Source organism: Anaerorudis cellulosivorans (assembly GCF_025943985.1).
GTDB lineage: Bacteria > Bacteroidota > Bacteroidia > Bacteroidales > Dysgonomonadaceae > Anaerorudis > Anaerorudis cellulosivorans.
Genome location: NZ_JAPCWE010000006.1, coordinates 38975 through 61977 on the forward strand (window position 1 = coordinate 38975; position 23003 = coordinate 61977).

The following is a 23003-nucleotide window of genomic DNA, read 5'->3' on the forward strand; positions in this document are numbered from 1 at the left end:
GGGCCTATTCAGCTTTGGTCGCAGCTTTTGCAGCACGTGTCAGTTGCACACGACAAACCACGGCATTTTTCGCATTCAGGAGTTCTATGCCTTCAAATTCGAGTTCGCCAACCTGTATACTTTTGCCCAATCCTAAATTCTCAACATTAACAACCAGTTCTTCCGGTAATTTGGCAGGTAGCGCTCTCACTTTGAGCTTCCGCATATCGAGTGACAACTTGCCTCCGGCTCTGACACCTTCTGCAAGTCCCTCCAGACGAATAGGAATCTCAATTTCTACAGGAACATTTTCAAATACATGCAAGAAATCAATATGAAGGATGCTATCTTTCACCGGATGAAATTGAATCTCTCTGAGTATAGCCTGCATTTTCTTTTCTCCCAAATCGAGATTTACTAAATAAATCTCAGAAGTATAAATTAAATTGCGGACATCACTGTTTTTTACGACGAAATTCACATTCTCTTCATTGTGCCCACCGTAAACCACACATGGAATAAGTCCTTCGCGACGATATGCCCGCGCAGCTTTTTTCCCAAAATCATCTCTGATTTCACCTTTTAAATCAAATGTTTTCATTTCTAATGTTTGTGTTACTCAAAATAAAGTTTGTTTTTCCTCTTTATTCCCCATCACACGGGATCGTATAAAAAGTGGCGCAAAGGTAGTGATTATCTTTTGATTCCGCAAATTATATTTTGTGTAATTTTTTGAGCTTCTTTATGAAATAATACGGATTACTTTCATCTTTTCTCTTTAGAATACCAAAAAAATATGTATTTTTGCAACGTAAAAAGTTCATTTCAACAATGATTAATCGAGATTTAATTCGTATCCGAATAGTGCAGATTGTATATGCCTGGTATCAGAATTCGAATAACAATCTGAAAAATGCAGAAAAAGAGCTCTTGTTTGGTTTTCAGAAGTCATACGATCTTTATTATTACCTGCTCCTGTTAATGGTAAAACTTACGGATATGTATGAAAGCCGAATCGAAACCAAAAAAAATAAATTTTTGCCATCGGAAGAAGATTTACATCCAAATACTCATCTGATTGATAATAAATTCATTCGTCAGCTCAAAACCAACAATCATTTCATCCATTATCTTAACAATCGCCCGATGTCGTGGAAAGAAAATGAGAATTTTGTTAAAACCCTGCTTGACAATATATTAGAATCGGAAACATATAAAACCTATTCTGAGCTGGAAAATCCGACGTATGATGATGACCGGGATTTTTGGCGGAAAACGTTCAAACAATTCATTTACAATAATGAGGAATTAGATGAAATTCTGGAAGATGAAAGCATTTATTGGAACGATGATGTAGAAATTGTACAAACCTTCGTTTTAAAAACCATTAAACAATTTTCAGAAGAAAATGGAGCAGACCAACCCCTATTGCCCATGTTTAAAGATGAGGAAGACAAACGATATGCCTTAAAATTGCTGGACGAAACCATCTTGAACGAAAAGAAATATCGAAGTTTAATCGAAAAACACATCGATAAATGGGATCTGGACCGTATTGCTTTCATGGATATGATTATTATGCAAGTAGCTGTTGCCGAGATATTATCATTTGAGTCTATTCCAACCCGAGTAACACTAAACGAATATATTGAGATTGCAAAAGCATACAGTACGCCCAAAAGTGGAAGTTTTGTAAACGGGATTCTGGATGCTATAGTAAATGAAATAAAAAAAGACAACCTGATTTTCAAACATTAATATAAACCATTAAATTTTTATTCGTATGAATAGTTTATTACAAGCCGCTCCGGCTGCAAACGGCGGAGGGGGGATGGGGATGACCCTGATTATGATGATAGCCATCATCGCCGTTTTTTATTTTTTCATGATTCGCCCGCAACAGAAAAAACAAAAGGAACTCCAAAAAACACGCGAAGCGTTAAAACCGGGAGATAAAGTGGTTACTGCAGGAGGAATTCACGGACGCATTAAAGAAGTAGGTGATACTTATTTTTTGGTAGAGGTTGCCGATGGTGTTAAAATAAAAGTTGAAAAAGGATCGGTATATGCCAGCCCTTCGGATGTGAATGCCAATTGATTGTTTTTTCCCTAAACCGATATGGATTTTAAAACAGTCATCAATAATTGGAAACAAAAAGTGCGAACATTTTTTTCTACGTTCCCGTGGAAAAATTTGTTCACATTTTTGTTTTTTTTGGTGCTTTCCTTCATCTTTTGGCTGATGCTCTTTTCACAGCGCCATGTCGAGGGTAGTTATCGCATCCCTCTTAAATACACGCATATACCTGAAGACATTGTTTTCGATAATCCTCTGCCGGCATATATCGAAATCAGGGTTGCCGACAATGGCTACCAAATCTTCAAATACGACCTGTCGAAAAAAGATTCCTTAGAAATCAATGTAAGCGAATTTAAAGAAAACAATGTAGATGCCATCCAAGGCAATCAACTTATTCAGCTCATTCGTAATGAATTATCGCCTACTACGCAGCTATTGAGTTATTCTCCGGCCATAATTTCACTAGGTGCATCAAAACTCGAAAGCAAAAAATTACCTGTGGTTTTCGACGGAGAAATTACCACTGCCGGTGGCAACTTGGTTATCGACAGTGTCACTTTTATTCCTGAAACCGTAACAGCCTATGCCTCAAAAAAACAATTGGCACAATTAAATAAGGCCGTTACCGAATATACAGTTTTCGAAAATCTAAAAGCTACTTCACAATTTAAAGTGAAGATTAAAGAAGTCGAAGGCGTCAAATTTGTTCCTAAAGAAATTGATATTGTAATCCTTATCAAGGAATATACAGAGAAAAGTTTCGAAATTCCCATTACCTGTTCCAATTTGCCCAAAAATCTTGACGTCAAGTTCTTCCCTTCTCATGTTAATGTTATTTTTTCGGTAACATTAGAAGAATACAAAAAAATTGCCCCTGAAGATTTTGAAATAAATCTTGACTATAATGAGCTCAAATCTAATCAAGAAGGGAAAATTGAAGTAAAACTCACAAAAAGCCCCGACTCCATCCTGAATCCTCGTTTATCTCCATCGATAGTGGAATTTCTTTTCGAAAAAAAAGAATAACACCTTGCAATCATGATAAAAATCGGAGTCACAGGAAATATCGGCAGTGGTAAATCGGTAGTATGCGAATTGCTCAAAATTCATGGGATTCCGGTTTACAATGCCGACAAAGAAGCTAAAAGATTAAACGATTCTTCTCCGGTAATTCGCGAAAAACTCATCCAACATTTCGGAAAAGAAATTTACGTGGGGGATAAACTCGATAAAAACAAGTTTGCCCAACTCATTTTTAATAACCCCGAAAAACTATCCTTGGCCAATTCAATCATCCACCCCGAAGTAGCAAAGGACTTTGCCGCATGGGTGAAATCGAAAAACAATTACCCGATAGTAGCCTTGGAGGCTGCTATACTCTTCGAAGGAAATTTTCACCACTATGTCGATAAAACCATTACGGTTTTTGCCCCGCTTGAACTCAGAATCGCACGAGCATCGCAACGAGACAACGTTACGATAGAAAAAATAAACGAACGCGAGAAAAATCAAATCCCCGATGAAGAAAAAATAAAAATGGCGGATTTCGTTATTTATAATGATGACAAACATGCATTGATACCTCAGGTTTCAAATTTGCTGAAACAACTCGATCTCAACGAGAAATAATCATGCCTGTGTTATGGTTGTTAATCCCTCTTGGGTGGTGCATATGGATCCTCTTAATACCGGTTATGTCTATTTTTTACGAGCCCTTATATCCCCACTTGCTTTTAGCAAAATGTGCAACAAGCAAATAATAGAAATTATTTTTATTTTTAGATTTAAAATGTAACTTTGCATTCATAGTATTCGAAAAAAATAGCACTTATAATTGATTAAAATTATGGAAGAAATAATTGGAATGAATGCCGGCAAAGTATGGACTCAACTTGACATAGCCGGACGTCAAAACGTGAAAGATTTAAAAAAAGCAACAAAACTGAGAGAAAAAGACTTGTATGCCGCTTTAGGTTGGCTGGCAAGAGAAGGCAAATTATGCTTCGAAGAAGAAGAAAATGGAAAGGAATTATTTGTTAGTCTGAAATAAACCTGTCCGGCATTAAAAGAATTTCCCTATCTCCTTTTAAAAAGACCGGTTTTTTAGAATCAGTTGGGATGTAACCCGAAAATTTTTTAAAAAGCTGCCATTAATGACAGCTTTCTTTTATTTTATTATCTTTACCGCAAATTTAATCCCGTATTATGAAAAAGTTCTTCCCGATTTTCATCCTGTTTTTCGGCATATTGTATAATTACACCTTAGCTTGTACTACTGCCGTAATATCGGGTAAATATACCCCCGATGGAAGAAGTATAATTTGGAAACTGCGTGATTCGGACGAACCCAAAAACAGTATGCGCTACTTTGCCGACGGAATATACCCATACATCGGATTGGTAAATTCAGCCGACATAAAAGGAGAAAATGTGTGGGCAGGAGCCAACAGCGCAGGATTTGCCATTATGAACAGCGCTTCCTATAACGTAAACATAGGAGACGCCACACCATTGAAAGACAAAGAAGGCATTTTTATGAAACTTGCCTTACAAACTTGCGCTTCGTTGGAAGATTTTGAACAATTGCTCGAGACATACCCCAAACCCCGGGGAATAGCAGCAAATTTTGGCGTAATGGATGCTAAAGGCGGTATTGCTTTTTACGAAGTAGACCATTGGAAATGGACAAAATTCGATGCAAACAATCCCCGAATTGCCCCAAAAGGATACATTATCCGCACAAACTATTCCGAAACAGGCACAAATGAAGAAAAACGTGGTTCGATCCGTCGCCAAACTGCGGAAAAAATATTCGCCGAGGCTGCAAAAAAGAATAAACTCAACTATCGAACAGTTATACAGGAATTTTCGCGATGTTTTTATCACCCGGTTTTTGGAATCGATTATCGAAAAAAATACGAAACCAGCCGACCAGAAACTGAGTTTGTTGTATCAGACGATTTCATCACACGGCACAGTTCGGTTTCTACCGTTGTTATTCAGAGCATTAAGCCGAAAGAATTTCCCGATATGACCACCATTTGGGCACTTATTGGTTACCCGGCAACAACCGTAGCCATGCCTTTATGGCTTCGCGGAAACGAAAACATGCCAAAAATTCTTCGGTATGACGCACAAGCTAAAAACAGCCCGTTGAACGAATATGCGTTGGAATGGAAAAAAGCATGTTATCCCGTCAACAATCCCGAAGGATATCATTATCTGAAAATGACCCAATTGGTCAATCCCGACAAAACGGGATACATCCAACTCATTGAACCGTTGGAAAAGGAGCTTTTTGAACTGACGGACGAAAAACTTGCCGTATGGAGAATAAAACCTCCTCTAACCTCGGAAATCGAAAAGTATTACGAATTTCTGAATAGTAAGGTATCTGATTTTTACGCTAATAATGAAATAAAAAAATGACAGACAAACAATTATATTCCAACATAGCGAAACTTTTACCAAAAAGCCAAATTTTCACTGATGAGACTTCGCGACTGGTGAAGGGCACCGATGCCGGTTTGTACAGACTAATTCCAAGAATGGCAATAAAAGTTGATTCGGAAGAGGAAGTAATCCGATTATTGACATTCTGTAATACGAAAAAAGTACCCCTAACATTCAAAGCAGCCGGAACAAGCCTGAGCGGACAAACTATTTCGGATTCTATTCTCATGGAAATCGGTCAAGGATTCGAGTTCTCAAGCATTACCGATAAAGGCTATACCGCCACTTTTGGTTGCGGACTCACCGGTACGGCGGCGAATCGGATGTTGATGCGCTACAAACGCAAGTTGGGACCTAAACCGGCATCCATTGATTCGGCAAAAATAGGCGGAATTATCGGCAATAACTCCAGCGGAATGAGCTACGGAATAAAATACAATTGTTACCATACGATAAAATCCATGCGCATTATTTTTGCCGATGGTTCCCTGCTTGATACCGGAGACAAAGAAAGCTGTCGTGAGTTCACCACTTCTCACCGGGAACTAATTTCCGAAATAGAAGAAATACACCGTCACGCCATTCAAAATGAAAAAATAAAAGACAAAATATCCCAAAAATTTCGCCTGAAAAATACGTGTGGTTATGGAGTAAACTCATTGATCGATTTTGATGATCCTATCCAAATCATTCAGCATCTGATGATTGGCTCGGAAGGTACACTCGGATTTGTTTCGCAAGCCACATTCGCAACCGTTCACGATGCACCACTTAAAGCTGCGGCCATGATCTACTTTCCCAATCTCCGAGATGTATGCGAAGCGATTATTCCGTTGCGTAACTGTGCTGTAAGTGCGGCAGAATTAATGGACAGAAATGCACTTCGCGCAGTGGAAGATCAGGAAGGCATGCCACCGGAACTGAAATCTCTGCCGGCCTATGCAGCCGCACTTCTTATCGATACCTCGGCAGACGATGAAGAAACCCTTCAACGTCAAATGCAAGAAATCGAAACTGCTCTGTCTCACATTAAAACACTATTACCCATAAAATTTACAACCGATACCCATAGGTACAACACCTACTGGAACGTCCGAAACGGGCTTTTTACATCGGCCGCTGCCGGTCGCCCAAAAAACACGGCATCCATTATCGAAGACATTGCTTTCGAAGCCGAAGTCCTCGGTGAAGCACTAACCGATGTACGCAATTTGCTTGTACAATCGGGCTATGCCGATGCGGTAATGTGGGGACATTTACTGGATGGGAATGTACATTTTACCGTATTTCCCGATATCAACTCGCAAGACGGCGTACAAAAATATGCACAGTTCATGCACATGTTGACCGATTTGGTAGTTACAAAACATCACGGAAGCCTCAAAGCCGAACACGGGACGGGAAGGAACATGGCTCCTTTTGTTGAAAAAGAATGGGGAACAGAAATTTATGCATTGATGAAGCGCATTAAAAAAGCCTTCGACCCGAATCTCATCCTTAATCCCGGTGTCATTATAAACGATGATAAGGAAGTTTTTATCAAAAACCTCAAAAATATTCCTGCAGCTAATCCACTTATCGATAAATGCATTGAATGCGGATTCTGCGAAATTCAATGCCCTTCGAAAAACCTTACATTTACTCCGCGGCAACGCATCGTAGCCTATCGCTATTTGGCAGAAAGCGTCCAGACAAGAAAATCGAATAATAAAACCGTTCGGGAACTGGCAAAAAAGATATCGTATCCCTTAGACGAAACCTGTGCAACAGACGGACTTTGCAGCCTTGCTTGTCCTGTAGGTATCAACACGGGAACTCTCATAAAAGAGCTTCGTTGGCAGCACAATAGCAGGTTTTCCAATGCAATAGCTGCCTGGGTTGCCAATCACATGGATAGTGTCACGGCTTTCTTGCGCAGCCTGATGAAACTGCCCCATGCCATTGCAAAAATCATCGGATACAATTCCATGGAAAGTTTCACCCGAGGACTTTACAAAGTAGGCGACGGCATTTTCCCTTTATGGACGCGCTATGTGCCTACAGGAAGCAAGAAGATCGAACGGAACATTTTCCCTGCCACTTCTGCCGAATCGCCAATGGTAGTTTACTTTCCGTCGTGTATCACACGTTCGATGGGGGGACCTGCATATGGCTATGATGATCATCAAGAAGATGTGCCCTCAAGAATGGTTTCGCTACTAAAAAAAGCCAATTACACTGTTATTATTCCCGAAGGAAAAGACCGCCTGTGTTGCGGCATGGCTTTTAGCAGCAAAGGGTTCAAAAAACAAGCTCAAAAAAAGGAAAACGAACTCAACGAAGCCTTACTTAAAGCCAGCCGCAACGGTCAATTACCCATTGTGTGCGACATGAGCCCGTGTCTGCTGCATATGCGCGAAACCCTCGACAGCCGACTGAAGCTTTATGATCAGGTGGAATTCATTCACGATTTTCTTTTGGAAAGACTTCAATTTAACAAACTACCGCTGTCAATAGCCGTGCATGTTACGTGTAGCTCCACAAAGATGAAACTCGAAGAAAAAATGTTGAAAGTAGCATTGCTATGTGCCGAAAAAGTTATCGTCCCCGAAGGCATTACGTGTTGTGGATGGGCGGGCGATCGCGGATTTTTTTATCCCGAACTCAACCATTCGGCATTAGCACCTTTAAAACATTGCATTGGCGATGCAAAAGAAGGCTATTCCAACAGTCGGACATGCGAAATCGGATTATCTGTCAACAGCGGCATTTCATATAAATCACTGGTATATTTAGTCGATAAATCCACCGAACCTCTTTCATAAAGGAAGACTGCTACAAAAATTTTTACTACTTTTGCACTTCAAAACAGCTGCTTAAAGATTATGAATATCGAGAACAAACTTCAAGAGCATATTATCGAAGCAATAAAAGAATTATACAAAGCCGATGTAGACCTTTCCGTGATCACTCTTCAAAAAACAAAGAAAGAGTTTAAAGGGCATTATACGCTGGTAACTTTCCCTTTGTTGAAAATATCGAAAAAAAATCCCGAACAGACTGCTCGAGAAATCGGCAGCTATTTATCCGAAAAATTGCCTTTTATCAGCGAATTTAATGTCATTAAAGGGTTCTTAAACATGTGCGTTTCCTCCCAAATATGGATAGGAGAGCTTGAAGAAATCAACAATAACCCGGATTTCGGATTCACGCCTGTAACGGACAGGTCTCCGCTTTACATGGTCGAATATTCTTCACCCAATACCAACAAACCACTCCATTTGGGTCATGTACGCAATAACCTCCTGGGACATTCACTAAGCGAAATATTGAAAGCCAACGGCATCAAGGTTGTCAAGACTACATTGGTAAACGATCGAGGTATTCATATCTGTAAATCGATGGTAGCATGGAAAAAATGGGGAAACAGCGAAACACCTCAATCATCGGGCAAAAAAGGAGATCATCTGGTTGGGGACTATTACGTACTCTTCGAAAAAAACTACAAAGCCGAAGTTGAAGAACTCATGCAACAAGGCTTGTCGAGAGAAGAAGCCGAAAAAAAATCTCCCCTCATGCAAGAAGCGCGCGAAATGTTGCGTCTCTGGGAAGCCGGCGATCCCGAAGTGATAAGCTTATGGAAAATGATGAACGAATGGGTATATGCCGGTTTTGACGAAACTTACCAACGATTGGGCATCACATTCGACAAAATCTACTACGAATCGCAAACCTACCTGGTAGGTAAAGAAATGGTATTGCGTGGCTTAAAAGAAGGCCTTTTCTACCAAAAAGAAGACGGATCGGTATGGGTTGATCTCACGTCATACGGGCTCGATCACAAATTGTTGCTCCGCGCCGACGGAACATCAGTATACATAACACAAGATATTGGCACAGCCAAACTCCGTTTCGACGACTATCCCATCGATAAAATGATTTATGTGGTGGGCAACGAGCAGAACTATCATTTTCAAGTGCTTGCCATCCTGCTTGATATGCTCGGTTTCAAATTTGGTAAAGGATTGCTGCATTTTTCCTATGGAATGGTTGAACTACCCGAAGGAAAAATGAAATCGCGTGAAGGTACAGTGGTAGATGCCGATGATCTGATCGACGAAATGATCGACACTGCTCGCGAAATATCGCAAGAACTCGGAAAACTAGATGAATGCACACCGGAAGAAGCGGAACAAATCGTAACCATGATCGGCATGGGAGCACTGAAATATTTTATCCTGAAAGTCGACCCCAAAAAGAACATGACTTTCGATCCCAAAGAATCCATCGATTTTGATGGTAATACCGGACCTTTCATCCAATATACCCATGCCCGCATCAAATCCGTTTTGCGGAAAGCAACTGAACAAGCTATTGAACTTCCCGAAAAATTAGATCCATCGACCTCGTTGTCCGAAAAGGAAGAAGGATTGGTGCAATTACTTGCCAATTTTGCCGATATTGTGAAACAAGCAGGAGAGGAATATAATATTTCGCTTATCGCTAACTATGTATACGATCTGGCAAAAGAATACAACCAATTTTACCACGATTTCCCTATTCTGAGAGAAGAAAATCCTGCACTTCGCAATTTTCGTCTTATGCTTTCAAAGAACATTGCTGCCATCATACAGAAAGGCATGTCACTGCTGGGAATCGATGTGCCGGAACGTATGTAAGGGATATTGGGTTAACAAAATAAACATCGACCACTTTATTAAAGGATGGTCGATGTTTTACTGAAAAATGCTATGAACAACATATTCCCCGCCTCTTTAGCGGGAATTTCTTTTTATAATTTCTTACCTGTTTGGTGTATCCCATATTTTTGTTTGCGTGCAGGTTACTTTATCAGCCAAGTTTCCTACCTGAAATTTAAAGTTGCCTGCTTCCAATACCCATTTTCCATCAGCATCTACAAAAGCCAAATCGTTAGCTGCTACTTTCAATGTTACCGTTTTCTTCTCACCGGGTTGGAGATTAATTTTCCGAAATGCTCTTAGGCGACGCACATCGGGTGTAATGGATGCAACCAAATCGTTTGTAAAAAGCATCACCGATTCTTTACCGGCCATCTCACCGGTATTTTTCACGTCAACCGTAACTGAAATGGTATCTCCCGGAACAAAACTTTTCTTGTCGATGGTGAGGTTTGTATACTCAAACGTTGTGTAGCTCAAGCCAAATCCAAAGGGATATTGAACAGCAGTTTCTGCACCGTAATCATATACTCCTTCCATTTTTTGACCGATATTTTGGCAAGGTTTGTGATCATAAGTTATTAGTCCTTGTTCAAATTTCGGATACGTGTATGGGAGTTTGCCACTCGGATTAACATCACCTGTGAGGATATCGGCCAACGCATCTGCCCCATAATTACCGGGTAAATAGAGCTGCACAATGGCCTTCGAGCCCGGTTCAATTTCACGAATAATGCGTGGACGACCTTCATTCAGCACGAGAATAACGGGTTTCCCCGTCTTCTGTAAAGCCAATGCCAGTTGAATCTGATTTTCAGAGAGTGACAATTCATCCAGATTGCCAGGGGTTTCGCAATACGAATTTTCCCCTAAGCAAAGCACAATGTAATCTACTCCTGTTGCAGCAGCTATAGCCTTATGTATTTCGGGTGGATTTTCTTCAAAATACTGTCCGTCCATTTTATACGTCACTCCCGGCTCATATTTCACGTTTGTTTCCCCGAATTTTTTCTGCAAAGCTTCAAAAATAGTATTGTATTGCTGAGCAAATTCTTCCACTTTTTCGCCCTGCCACGAGTAACTCCATCCACCATTGAGTGTGCGCATCGAATTGGCATTGGGTCCTGTAACCAGGAAACGCGCTCCTTTTTTTAGCGGTAAGATATTGTCCTCATTCTTCAGCAACGTAATTGATTCGTCAGCCGCAGCTTTTGCTATAGCTTCATGTTGAGGACTTCCTAAATCAGGGTACTCGGAACGCGACCACGAAGGTCGATCGAACAACCCGAGACGAAATTTCAAACGCAGTACTCTGCGCACAGCATCGTCAATTCTTTTCTGTGAAACCTCCCCTTCCTTAACCAGTTGTACCAATGCATCACAAAATCGCAAATTATAAGGTTCCATTACCATATCGATCCCGGCATTTATGGCAATACGAATAGCGTCTTTATAATCTTTGGCAATATGATCACGAGAAAGCAGATTTTGCACATCAGCCCAATCCGTTACGATTACCCCATCGAAATTTAAATCCTCTTTTAACCATTCGGTAAGCAACCTATAATTAGCATGTCCGTTCACATTGTTGACAATTCCCGAATTAACCATTATGGATAAAGCACCGGCTTCTACAGCGGCACGGAACGGTTCAAAATGTTTCTCGCGAAGATCACTTTCGGTAATCACCGCAGGTGTACGATCTTTTCCCGAATAAGGCACTCCATAGCCCATATAATGTTTCAACGAAACAGCCACATGATTAGGATCGACATGATTGGTATTGTCTCCCTGATATCCGCGAACAGAAGCCAATCCCATTACCTTGGCAAGATAAGGATCCTCCCCAAAAGTTTCCCACTGACGTGGCCAACGCGGATCACGTCCCAAATCGAGGATAGGCGAAAAATTCCACGGAATATTGCTAGCTCTTGTTTCATAAGCCGCAATACGTGAACCCTCCTCCATCAATTCCGGATTAAACGTAGCTGCCATTCCTATTTGTTGAGGAAAAAAGGTTGCCCCTGCTGTATAGGTGACCCCATGAATGGCATCAATCCCGTAAATCACAGGAATTCCTGTTTCTTGTAGGGCTTTTCCCTGAATAATTTTGATGGTATTTTCCCAAACTTCGGTAGTTCTTGCCCTGTTGTTGCTCGTATTCAAAATAGACCCTACCTTATATTTACCGAAAACCGTATCCAACATGGCCGGATCGAGTTCAAAAGGTTCATCGCTGGCGTACACCCCACCGCCTTTACCCAATACATCGATGGTGAATTGCGCCATTTGCCCCACCTTTTCTTCAATGGACATTTTAGAGATCAACTTGCTGATTTTCTGTTCAACCTGCTGATCATCTGTTTTTTTCTGTTCACACCCCATTAAAGAAAGTGAAAGCAGCAAGAGAAATACAAATTTTTTCTGTTTCATTTGATTTATCCGTTTTGATATAAAAATTTTAATTGTTTTTTACGGTTGCATGCCTAATGCTTTTATGTAACCGTCGTTTTTTGAACACTCGACCAATTTACAATTATCAAGCAATTCATTCAATGCATTTCGCACTTTATTTTGGTCAGGTCTGTTTTCGCGAATTTTGGCAAAGCTGCTTCGATCTTTTTTGGTGTATTCCACAACAAGATCCCAATTCTTAGGCTCTTTTATTGAAACCATACAACTGGATTTCAGCATCTTTTTATACGGCCAGAAATGCCATCCCATCAGGTTTCTTTCGAGCAAACGCCGGAATCCTTCAATCCATTCATCCGTATTTTCTCCCGTTTCGCCCATATACATCGGCAAATTCGTTTTTTCTCTGAAATCAAGAAAGTGCTGAATTGAAGCTTGAGTGGTATCTGTCCAATATGTATGACATTCGTACATCATTTTATCATCGAATTTCGGATTGTGGAAAACCAAAAAATTGGTATTCCATTGCGAACCACCCCAGATAACAATATGATTTTTGTCAACTTCTCTAATCGCTTTGGTCGCCTTCATGTAAAGGGGTTCGAGATAATTATTTAGCTCATCTTTGTTATCAAAAAAATGAGCAATGGGTTCATTCAACAAATCATAACCAAGAACGGTAGGCTCACCGGCATAATGTTCAGCAATTCGTTTCCAGATAGAACAAAAAAGCTCTTGACTTTCGGAGCTTTCAAATAACCACGGGTAACCGTAGCTGTCATCGATATTGTCGCCGGTCTGACCTCCTGGCGCAGCATGCATATCGAGTACGACATACAACCCTTCTGCTTTACACCATCGAATAACGTTATCGAGCAGTTCGAATCCGCGATTGGGATTATTGTTTCCCATAAAATCTTCATAGGTAAACAATTTGTAATGAAAAGGGATACGAATGGAATTCATACCTGTTTGACGGATATAACGAATATCGTCTTGGATAATGTAGCTTTTCTGAAATTTTCTCCAGAATTGGTTGACAAAATCCGGTCCTACCATTTCTTTTAAAGCCTGATCGATAAGTCGGTAAGAATTTACATCTTGAAACAGGAACATGTATCCTTCAGGATTTAACCAATTCCCAAGATTGATCCCCTTCATTAAAAATAGTTCCCCTTCGGGAGTAACTAAATTTTGTCCTTTTACAGAAATGAAACCGTTTTTCTCGTGTCTTTCGTTTTGTGCGAATATTGAAGTAAAGGCAAGAGATAAAAGAAAAACAACAAAAAATATTTTACTTGTTCTTATCATAATATGATATCAATCCTAAATTATTGATAAACCCTAAGATAATCAACATACATCGTTGAAGGAGAAGGTGTACTACTGTCTGGATATCCAGGCCAATTCCCTCCAATTGCTAAGTTAAGTATAAAAAAGAAAGGTTTGTGAAACTCTTCAGTACTATTGACACTATTTTCAATATTAGCCTCCATGAATTGAATACCATCCACATACCACTTTATTGACAAAGAATTCCACTCAATTGAATAAACATGGTACTGGGTTACATCCACACTAAAGTTATTCCAATAGTTATTTAGGGTACTCTGTCCCCAGCTTGCATAGCCATTGCAATCCCAATGAATTGTACCATATACCGTATTTTCTGAATTAATATGTTCCATAATATCTGTTTCTCCACAATAGGGCCAACCTACTGAGGCAAAATTTGCACCCAACATCCAAAAGGCAGGCCATAAACCTTTTCCATTTGGCAACTTAATCCGCGCCTCCATTTTCCCATACTTAAATTCACGTTTACCTTGAGTCTTAATACGGGCAGATGTCCAAGTGCTTCCCTGATAGTTTTCACGAAGGGCAGTAATTTTTAGGTTACCGTCTGCAACAGATATATTCTGACTGCGGGATGTGTAATACTGTAATTCATTATTACCCCAACCACCTGCACCAATTTCGCATGTCCAGTTTGATGGATCCAACGAGCTACCATTGAATTCATCAGCCCATATAAGCATGTAATTGGGGGTTGGTTGATCACCTGGACTAATGTTCGAATCATCCCCATAAGTAATACTTGCCCATGTAGATACAGTTGCTAATTCCCCTTGAGGTATACATACCTCCACACCATTGCTATTCTTAAGAACACAAATGTAAATTTTTGCACCAGGCGTGAAAGTCGGATGACTCAGGGTATAAAAATAGGTACCGTCCGAATAATTCATATCCTGTGCCGCGAGGACAAGTCCCTCTCCATTCCCCTCGGATACATACAATCGAACAAAAGTAAACTCGTTACCTGCATAATACGAAACAGTAAGACTGTTTTCCGTCATTCCATTTACATCAATACTCCCATTTGGACCACCTATTGCTGATCGAGTGGTGAGCATGCCAGTAACGCTTCCTGTAGAAGTATCAAGTAACTCATGACTACATGCTCCTAATAGAAGCGCAATAGGAATGATTAAAGCAATTTTTCTTTTCATTTTTAATTCCTCCTAAATTAATAAATTACAATTAATGAAAATCAGATTGTATTATTTACTCTGATAAACCCGAACATAATCAATCTCGTAGGTTGCCGGAAGAACCGTTTCGTCTATGCCTTGTGCACCACCCCAGTTGCCTCCCCAAGCAAGATTAAGTTTTAAATAGAACGGTTTGTCGAAAGGCCATGTATTAATATCGCCTTTCCCATCGTTAAGAAAAGTAAAATAAGGTTCCCCATCGACAAAAGCCGTGATTTTCTCTGCCGTCCATTCCAGTGCGTAAACATGAAACTCGGTCTCCGCATTTTGAATTCTTTTGGAAGCCGTCTTCTGTGTTCCGATGGAGTGATTGTAAGCCATAGTGTGTATGGATGCATGGACTACATTCGGATCGTATCCTACATATTCCATAATATCGATTTCACCGTCGAGCGGCCAATTTTTGAAATCTTTCGGCAACATCCAAAAAGCCGGCCATGTACCTCTTCCGGTCGGCATTAGCAGACGGGCTTCAAAATAGCCGTATTGCCAACTTTTCACTGTATTCATGCGAATGGAAATTACCTCCGTTCCTCTTTTTTTGGCAATAATTTTTAACGTTCCCTCGGTAACTACAGCACAAGTATCCGTACCAATAAAACGATCGATATAATTTTGAAGCTCGTTATTTCCCCATCCGTGAGCCCCGGTTTCAAACCACCAGTTGGTGGTACTCGGCATAGCCGGCTTTCCCTCTTTTTCTCGCGAATCGTTAAATTCATCACTCCACACCAAATTATACCCTTCAGGGACATAATTCTCCTCTTGTCCTTTTTGTTGGGTTATAGTAACCTTTTTAGTAAAAGCATCGTCGGAAGTAAATATAAGTTGAGCTGTCCGTGGTGTTTCGAAAGGATTTTTTAAAACGGTAATCCGTAAACTCGTCTGTCCCGAATGCCCTTTCGTTACAGAAAGCATACACCAAAGCTGGCTAGAAGTAACCGTCCAATCGGCATTTGCCGAAACAATTATACTTTTCGTTTCTCCGGCACCGGAAAATTCTCCGGGTTCAGGATTAAGCGTAATTTCTATCTGTTTTCCCGGCTCGGGCGGTTCAGGTGTTGGATTATCTCCGTCTGAACACGCACCCAACATAAAAGAAGCAATAAGAAATATACTGATCATTTTCTTCATTATCTTAAACTAGTACAAATAAGGCTGCCGCTATTCACGGCAGCCTTATTAATTATTGTTTTATTCGCAAAAAGTAAAATCATCAAAGAAGAACAAACCCTGGCCGGCATGACCCTCTCCGCCAAATTGAATCACAATTTTATCATAATCCTGTCGATCACTTACACTGCTGAAATCAAATTCAAGTTCCAACCACCTATCCATCGTAAGGTCTCTTTTTATGATCTCTGTTTGCGTTTGCCATGCATTATCCCCCATATCGCTGTTTTGCAATTTAACAGCTAACTGCGGACGTAATCTCTTTTCGGTAATCCAATCCCCCGCCACAGCATTTTCCGTTTCATAATCATTATAAGAAGGGATATACACTTTCACACGAATTTTATTCTGCGTGGTCAAATCAAATTTATAATCGGGCGCAGTAAAAGATAAATTGCTATAGAAAGCGGTCGTTTTTTGATAACGATACACTTTATTTGAAGTATTAATGGAAACAGGGGCCGGATTGTCGACAATGCCGCTTAACGGTCCCATATCCTGAGTTACAAAATTAACAGTCAGCTTACCCGATTCAAAATCCTCGAATAAAGGCTTTGCTTTTGGTTCTTTGACTATGGGAGGTGCAGCAACATTCAGCTCTTCCAGACAATAGACAAAAATCCAATCCTGTCCTTCAACCTGATTATCAACCCGCAAAGCCATCACCTTATCCGTTTGATAAATAATTTCGTAATCTTGTGTACCGCAATAATATCCCATGAAAGCATTTCCTGATAAAGTCAACACAGGATATTGTCCGCTTTCATTAATAGAAAAGGTGTAAGAGCCTCCTTCATAAGGGAAAAAGACATCATCGCCACTTGATCCTGTCACATTAAATCCTCCGATTGTAGCAGCCGAAGCCTTTCGCCCATATCCTTCACCTGCAGTTTCTATTATCAAGCGAGCACCATCCTGAATAAAGGTAAACTTGAAATCGTACATTTTCCACATGCTTTTTTCATTAGGCCCTGCTCCCCACCATTCCTGTGAATAACTATTGTGAGGTCCCAACCCAATGTGACCTTTAATATCAAACCCCGTGGCTTGCTTAACTTCTTTTGTAAAATTGTTGTATTGATCAAATACCCATGTTTTTCCATCCGGATCATCAATTCCTCCGGTCAAATTAACATAAGCCGGTGTACTTATCAATCCAAAATCATTCTCAGTTATATGGATTACTTCGCTATGCGAAGCGGAAGAACCATCTGCTGCATACAGGGTAAGCGTAACCGTATAATCTCCTTTCATCGGATAAGAACCTGTTGCTTTATTCCCCCTTGCCGTAGAACCGTTTCCCAAATCCCAAACAGCAGTAACAGGAAAATTTACCTTTGAAGTATTTGTAAAAAGAATTACATTGTTACTGGTAGCGGAAGGTGCTTGAGAAAAAGATACGATATCGGCGGTGACTGTACCTAATTCACCTAATGAATACCTGTTATCTTCCTGAGGACTACATGCTGCAAACATAATAGTTGACAGCAATATCCAAATTCCATTTTTTAATATGCTTTTCATAATTATTTATTCTTTTAAAAATAGAAATGGATCACTTCCAATTTCCATTTTGTTTTAATTCAAACTCTGTTCCTTTCGTTTTTTCCATCTCACCTTGCGGAATCGGCAAATATTTCATCCACTCCTCAAAAGTACGCACAGAATTATGTTCGGAATCATTTTCCGTCAAAACTGTCGGTGCATCGCCCCAACGCACCAAATCCCAGAAACGCATACCTTCACCTAGAAATTCCCGTCGACGTTCCAATTTGATGCTCTCTTCAGTTGCCGGAATAGAACCCAAACCTGCACGTGTACGAATCTGATCGAGACACCCTTGTGCGCTAACACCTTGCACTTCTGCCTGACCATGAATTTTCACTAATTCCACATAATTCAATAATGTTTCTGCATAACGGAAAATGCGTAAATTGTTGCAGTAATTTAAATCGACATCTCCCGGAGGAGGATTGTATCCGACACGTGCTGCATACTTGCGTTGAAATAATCCGGTATTTTGGAAACGAGCCGTGTAAAGTCCGTCATCCCACTTGTTGATCGATCCATCACGGCGTTTATCGCCTTGTTCATACATATCATAAGCTGCCTGACGAACCGGTCCGAAACCCCAACCCCCTTTAAATACACCGTCGGGATCCTTCAAATCGGCAGGTGAAATAAAAGCAGGCAAATTCGTTCCGTAGCCCGACCAAGCATTTCCCCATCCTTTTCCTTCAGGGAGTTGGTTACTTTCGAAAATCGATTCTTTACAGAACTCGTTCTCATCTTTCCACATAGCATCGAAATCTTCAAACAGTTCATATTTTCCGCTTTTGATAATGGTTGCCATATCGTTTGTTATTTGAGCATATCGGGATTGGTCTTTTTGATAAAGAACCACTCTCGCCCTCAACATTAATGCAGCAGCACGTGATACCCGCCCCAAATCGTTTCCTGTAGTTTTCATCGGCAAACGACCTTCAACGCAGGCAAAATCAACATCCTTCATTATTTTATTGTAAATAGAATCGGCCGGTAACTGTTTTGCCATATATGGAGGATCTGAAAGCGGTTTTTCAAAATAAGGAATATTACCCCAAAATTTCCAAAGTAAGTGGACATAATATGCCCGCAAAAAATGAGCTTCTGCCTTAAATTGTTCCAATTTCTCCTCTTTCACATTTACAGCATTATCGCAAGAAATAATCACATTGTTGCAACGAGCCAAACCCGTAAAATAAATGCTCCATAATCCATCGAGAGTAGAAGCTGCCGTAGAAGTAAATTGGGATAATTTGTAAAGTTGTTCCTGGTCACCGGCACTCCCTCCTCCCTTGTACAAATCATCCGAACGAAGGTCCGACATCAACAAAACAGCATTGTAATTGTAGTTTGCATAACTATCAAACAAAAGAATCTGATATGCAGAGGCAAGATTTGACAAAATGGAACCTTCAGTTGCAGGCCCTCCTGACTCCAATTTTTCAGTAGAAGAAGCCGTTAAAAAATCATCACTGCAAGAAGTGACAGAAAGCATGCCAATCAAAACTGCCGTTATGATAGATAATAATTGATATTTTTTCATACTTCAATATATTAAATGATTAGAAAGATATGTTAGCACCAAGATATACTGTCCTTGATTGAGGATAAACACCCCGATCAACTCCAATCCTGGTATAATCGCCGGTAGCAACCTCAGGATCAAATCCGTCATAACCGGTAAAAGTCAACAGATTTTCAGCAGAAATGTATATCCGTAATTGCTGAATCGCTGCTTTTTTTGTCCATGCTACAGGTAAAATATAACCAACTTGTGCTGTTTTTAAGCGCATAAAACTGCCATCTTTGATGTAAAGGTCTGAAGAACGCCAGTTGCCGTTAGGATCGGCACTGGTCATCCGCGGAATTGTATTTGAAGTCCCTTCTCCATGCCAACGTTCTAGTATCCATGATGGACGGTTCATTGCCGGTATATCACCACGCATGGAAAAATCAAACATGTCATTTCCCTGAGTTCCTTGGAAGAAGAAGCTCAAATCAAATCCTTTCCATTCTGCACCAAGCGTCAATCCAAAAGTCCAATCAGGCATACCTTTTCCAATTTTTGTTTTATCATTGTCATCTATTGTGCCGTCGCCATTAAAATCAATAAAACGAACATCTCCAGCTTGGGCTTTAGGTTGATACTTTTGACCTTTTGAATTCACATATCCATCTACCTCTTCTTGATTTTGAAAGATTCCGTCTGTTTTGTAACCATAAAAAAATGGCCACACTTCACCGTTTTTCCCTTTGATAAAACTTCCAAGCCCTGAAGCACCTGCAGTTTCATAAATGGCTTCTCCGGAGGCATTACCCAGCTTTATCAATTTATTCCTCAAATAAGAGGCATTGGCTACCACGTTATATTTAAAATCACCAATTGTCTGCCTCCAACCCAATTCAAATTCGAGTCCCCAATTTTCCATATCGCCAACATTGCCTATGGGAGCACTTTGTCCAACGTAACTCGGTATGGGTTGATCCATTAACATGCCGTTGGTTTCTTTTTTAAAATAATCGAAACTAAAGGTGAGAGCATTGCGTAAAAAGCGGGCATCGAAACCAAAATCGGTTTGTTCGGATTCTTCCCATTTAACATTGGGATTCGGTAAAGCAGAGGGCGAAGTTCCATATTGCATGGTTCCGGTTTTTGTTGCTGTTGCAACAGAATACCCACCTCCAAAATAATAATTTTGCCCCCCATCCATCAATGAAGTATAACGGAAATTACCTATATTTTCATTCCCATTTTTACCCCAACTGAAACGAAGTTTAAATGAGTCAATCCATTCGGGATGATTTTCCTCAAAAAAGGGTTCGTTTAAGACATTCCATCCTATGGATAAAGCAGGGAAAACAGCCCATTTGTTGTTTGGTCCAAATCTTGAAGAACCATCACGACGAACTGTTGCTTGCAGCATGTATCGTTCAGCATAGTTGTAATCTAATCGCCCAAAATAAGAGGCTAATGAAGTGAAATTATACCCACCCGTTCCGCCATAAATACGCTCTTTGTCACGATCAGCGGTAGCGGCATTTATGGTTGCCAAAATCGGGTTAGTTCCCAATAAATCATAGTCGCTTCCCCCAAGTTGTCGATAAGTATATTTTTGTGCCGATTGTCCCAATACAAATGTCAAATTATGTATATCCGAAAACAATTTGTTATACGTAAACACGTTCTCAACCTGCCATTTATATCCCCGATTCATTTGGCTCCATACGGAACTCTGATTTACATCCTTGCCCTGCGTAGCCAGAAAATAGGGATACTCATAGCCATCATCGCCCCAAAAAGCAAGATCAAAACCATAGCTGCTTTTAAATTTCAAACCAGGCAACACGTCTAATTCCCCCCCAAAATGTCCCAACAAATTTATCCGAATTCCAACGGTCCAACCGTGGTTGATTTAACATGGCAACAGGATTAGCAATCTCTTGAAAACCTGCCGGTGGGATAGAAAAGACCCTCCCCTCTTTATCTGTTACTGCATAAGGATGTGCTGCTAGAATGGTTGAAATCGACTGAATATCGGGATCATTCGAAGTCTCAGGGGCATAAACAGGAACACGTGGATTAAAAGCTAATGCACTCCCTAAAACAGAACCATATTCAGAATTAGTCTCGATGCCTGTGGAATTATCTCTAGAATATCCAACATTTACGCCAACCCTTAACTTATTGAAAATATTGCGCTCTTTATCTTCAAACACATTATAGGTTGAATTTGTACGTAAACTCCATCTTTCATAGTTCGATTTTCCATAATTTCCCCCTATAATACCATCTTGACTGAAATATCCCAAGGAAAGAAAATAGGATATTTTTTCTGAATTTCCACTCATGCTAAGTTGATGAGTTTGCACAGGCGCATTATAGTTGAATGTTTCTTCTTGCCAATCAGTACCTTTTCCTGCCATAGCGATTTGATCCTTAGTATATCTCGGTAAATTCCCATCATTAATCTGTGCTTCGTTCATTATTACCATGTATTCTTTAGCATTTAATACCGACTTTTTCTTCCATGGATTTTGCCATCCATAATTAAAATCATAATTAATAACAGGTTTTCCAATCCCTTTTACAACACCCTCTCCTGTTTTCGTTGTAATCAGAATTACACCGTTAGCAGCTCGAGCTCCATAAATTGCAGCTGAAGCAGCATCTTTGAGTACTTCCACGGACTGGATATCGACTGGATTAAGATAATTGATACCGCCATCTACCGGCATTCCATCTACAATATAAAGAGGATCACTATTATTCACAGTGCCAATGCCACGAATACGCACTTTGGATTCTGCACCGGGATGGCCGGAACTTTGCGTTATTTGAACTCCGGAAACTTTTCCTTTCAAAACATCCTCTATTCGAGAAGGTCTTGGCACGTCCAATTCTTCTGCCGTAACCCTACTAATAGCAGCAGTCACAACACTTTTTTTCTGTACCCCATAGCCAATTACCACCAATTCCTCCAGCGTTTTAGCCTCTTCTTCCATCTTAACGTTCAATGTAGTAGGCTCATTAACAGTAAATTCTTGATCGACATATCCGAGATAAGAGAACCGAACTACTGAACCTCTAGGAACAGTCAAAACATAATTACCTTCCAAATCACTTATCGTACCAATCGTTGTTCCCGGCACAAAAATATTGGCTCCAATGATTGGCTCACCATTGACGTCTGTAACCTTACCTCTGATTTGAACTTGATTCTGCTGTGAATTTTGTTGACTTGCAGAGGCTTCTTTCTTAGCCGGTAGGTCAAAAATGTAAATCTTGTTGTCTTTAATCTCGTAACCGATATTACGAGGCAATAACAACTCATCTAATACCTGAGTAAGGTCGGCATCGGCCACGCGAATAGTTACCCGTTCGTTGAGGTTCACCACCTCTTTACTGTAAGCCAATGTGTAACCTGTTTGCTCAGTAATACTCTCCAACACCGTTTTTAAGCTTTTTCGGTTGAAATCCAAACTCACTTTTTGCGCTGAACTTACAGTAAAACTGAACGCCAAAAGAAAGAACAGAATAACCGTACGCTTTTTGTAAAGAATTCTTCCCATGGTTTGTTAATGTATTAAAAATTAAACATAGAGATAAAAATAAACTAACTTCACTTT

At 40.2% G+C, this 23003-nt stretch carries 17 protein-coding genes; 8 read left to right on the top strand and 9 right to left on the bottom strand.

What is annotated here, in order from left to right; translation table 11 throughout:
• Positions 1-4 precede the first annotated feature (4 nt).
• Positions 5-580 carry a 50S ribosomal protein L25/general stress protein Ctc gene (locus tag OLM34_RS04630; RefSeq protein WP_264405563.1) on the bottom strand — a complete coding sequence of 192 codons (576 nt, stop codon included), beginning with the start codon at positions 578-580 and terminating at the stop codon, positions 5-7.
• Positions 581-810: 230 nt separating this feature from the next.
• Between OLM34_RS04630 and nusB the strand changes: the two genes are divergently transcribed.
• From nusB to argS, 8 genes are all read left to right on the top strand, one after another.
• Complete coding sequence (gene nusB, locus OLM34_RS04635; protein ID WP_264405564.1) at positions 811-1737, top strand: transcription antitermination factor NusB; 927 nt, start codon at positions 811-813, stop codon at positions 1735-1737.
• A gap of 25 nt (positions 1738-1762) precedes the next feature.
• Positions 1763-2077: a preprotein translocase subunit YajC gene (gene yajC / locus OLM34_RS04640; RefSeq protein ID WP_264405565.1), complete on the top strand. Its 315-nt coding sequence runs from the start codon at positions 1763-1765 to the stop codon at positions 2075-2077.
• Between the two features lie 21 nt (positions 2078-2098).
• Positions 2099-3085, top strand: a complete 987-nt coding sequence (locus OLM34_RS04645) for a YbbR-like domain-containing protein (protein ID WP_264405567.1) — start codon at positions 2099-2101, stop codon at positions 3083-3085.
• Positions 3086-3097: 12 nt separating this feature from the next.
• Positions 3098-3688 (top strand): dephospho-CoA kinase, encoded by a 591-nt coding sequence (gene coaE / locus OLM34_RS04650; RefSeq protein ID WP_264405568.1) that lies wholly within the window; start codon positions 3098-3100, stop codon positions 3686-3688.
• Between the two features lie 217 nt (positions 3689-3905).
• Positions 3906-4109, top strand: coding sequence for a winged helix-turn-helix domain-containing protein (locus tag OLM34_RS04655; RefSeq protein WP_264405569.1), 204 nt, complete (start codon positions 3906-3908; stop codon positions 4107-4109).
• Between the two features lie 155 nt (positions 4110-4264).
• A complete protein-coding gene (locus tag OLM34_RS04660) occupies positions 4265-5488 on the top strand; it encodes a C45 family peptidase (RefSeq protein WP_264405570.1) in 1224 nt (407 codons plus the stop codon).
• Complete coding sequence (locus OLM34_RS04665; RefSeq protein ID WP_264405571.1) at positions 5485-8316, top strand: FAD-binding and (Fe-S)-binding domain-containing protein; 2832 nt, start codon at positions 5485-5487, stop codon at positions 8314-8316. The genes OLM34_RS04660 and OLM34_RS04665 overlap by 4 nt, the downstream gene beginning before the upstream one ends.
• A 60-nt stretch (positions 8317-8376) precedes the next feature.
• Positions 8377-10170, top strand: coding sequence for an arginine--tRNA ligase (argS, locus tag OLM34_RS04670; protein ID WP_264405572.1), 1794 nt, complete (start codon positions 8377-8379; stop codon positions 10168-10170).
• A gap of 123 nt (positions 10171-10293) precedes the next feature.
• On the opposite strand, the gene OLM34_RS04675 is transcribed toward argS, so the two are convergent.
• From OLM34_RS04675 to OLM34_RS04710, 8 genes are all read right to left on the bottom strand, one after another.
• Positions 10294-12624, bottom strand: a complete 2331-nt coding sequence (locus OLM34_RS04675) for a glycoside hydrolase family 3 N-terminal domain-containing protein (RefSeq protein ID WP_413777190.1) — start codon at positions 12622-12624, stop codon at positions 10294-10296.
• Between the two features lie 39 nt (positions 12625-12663).
• The gene (locus tag OLM34_RS04680; protein WP_264405573.1) at positions 12664-13914 is read right to left on the bottom strand and encodes a glycoside hydrolase family 5 protein; all 1251 of its coding nucleotides are present in this window, start codon (positions 13912-13914) and stop codon (positions 12664-12666) included.
• Between the two features lie 20 nt (positions 13915-13934).
• Positions 13935-15116 (bottom strand): glycoside hydrolase family 16 protein, encoded by a 1182-nt coding sequence (locus tag OLM34_RS04685; RefSeq protein ID WP_264405574.1) that lies wholly within the window; start codon positions 15114-15116, stop codon positions 13935-13937.
• A gap of 51 nt (positions 15117-15167) precedes the next feature.
• Positions 15168-16283 carry a family 16 glycosylhydrolase gene (locus OLM34_RS04690; protein ID WP_264405575.1) on the bottom strand — a complete coding sequence of 372 codons (1116 nt, stop codon included), beginning with the start codon at positions 16281-16283 and terminating at the stop codon, positions 15168-15170.
• A gap of 69 nt (positions 16284-16352) precedes the next feature.
• Complete coding sequence (locus tag OLM34_RS04695) at positions 16353-17855, bottom strand: PKD domain-containing protein (RefSeq protein ID WP_264405577.1); 1503 nt, start codon at positions 17853-17855, stop codon at positions 16353-16355.
• A gap of 31 nt (positions 17856-17886) precedes the next feature.
• A complete protein-coding gene (locus OLM34_RS04700) occupies positions 17887-19419 on the bottom strand; it encodes a RagB/SusD family nutrient uptake outer membrane protein (protein WP_264405579.1) in 1533 nt (510 codons plus the stop codon).
• Positions 19420-19438: 19 nt separating this feature from the next.
• The gene (locus tag OLM34_RS04705) at positions 19439-21211 is read right to left on the bottom strand and encodes a SusC/RagA family TonB-linked outer membrane protein (RefSeq protein ID WP_264405581.1); all 1773 of its coding nucleotides are present in this window, start codon (positions 21209-21211) and stop codon (positions 19439-19441) included.
• Positions 21201-22946: a SusC/RagA family TonB-linked outer membrane protein gene (locus OLM34_RS04710; RefSeq protein WP_264405583.1), complete on the bottom strand. Its 1746-nt coding sequence runs from the start codon at positions 22944-22946 to the stop codon at positions 21201-21203. Before OLM34_RS04710 ends, OLM34_RS04705 begins: the two co-directional genes overlap by 11 nt.
• Positions 22947-23003: the final 57 nt, after the last annotated feature.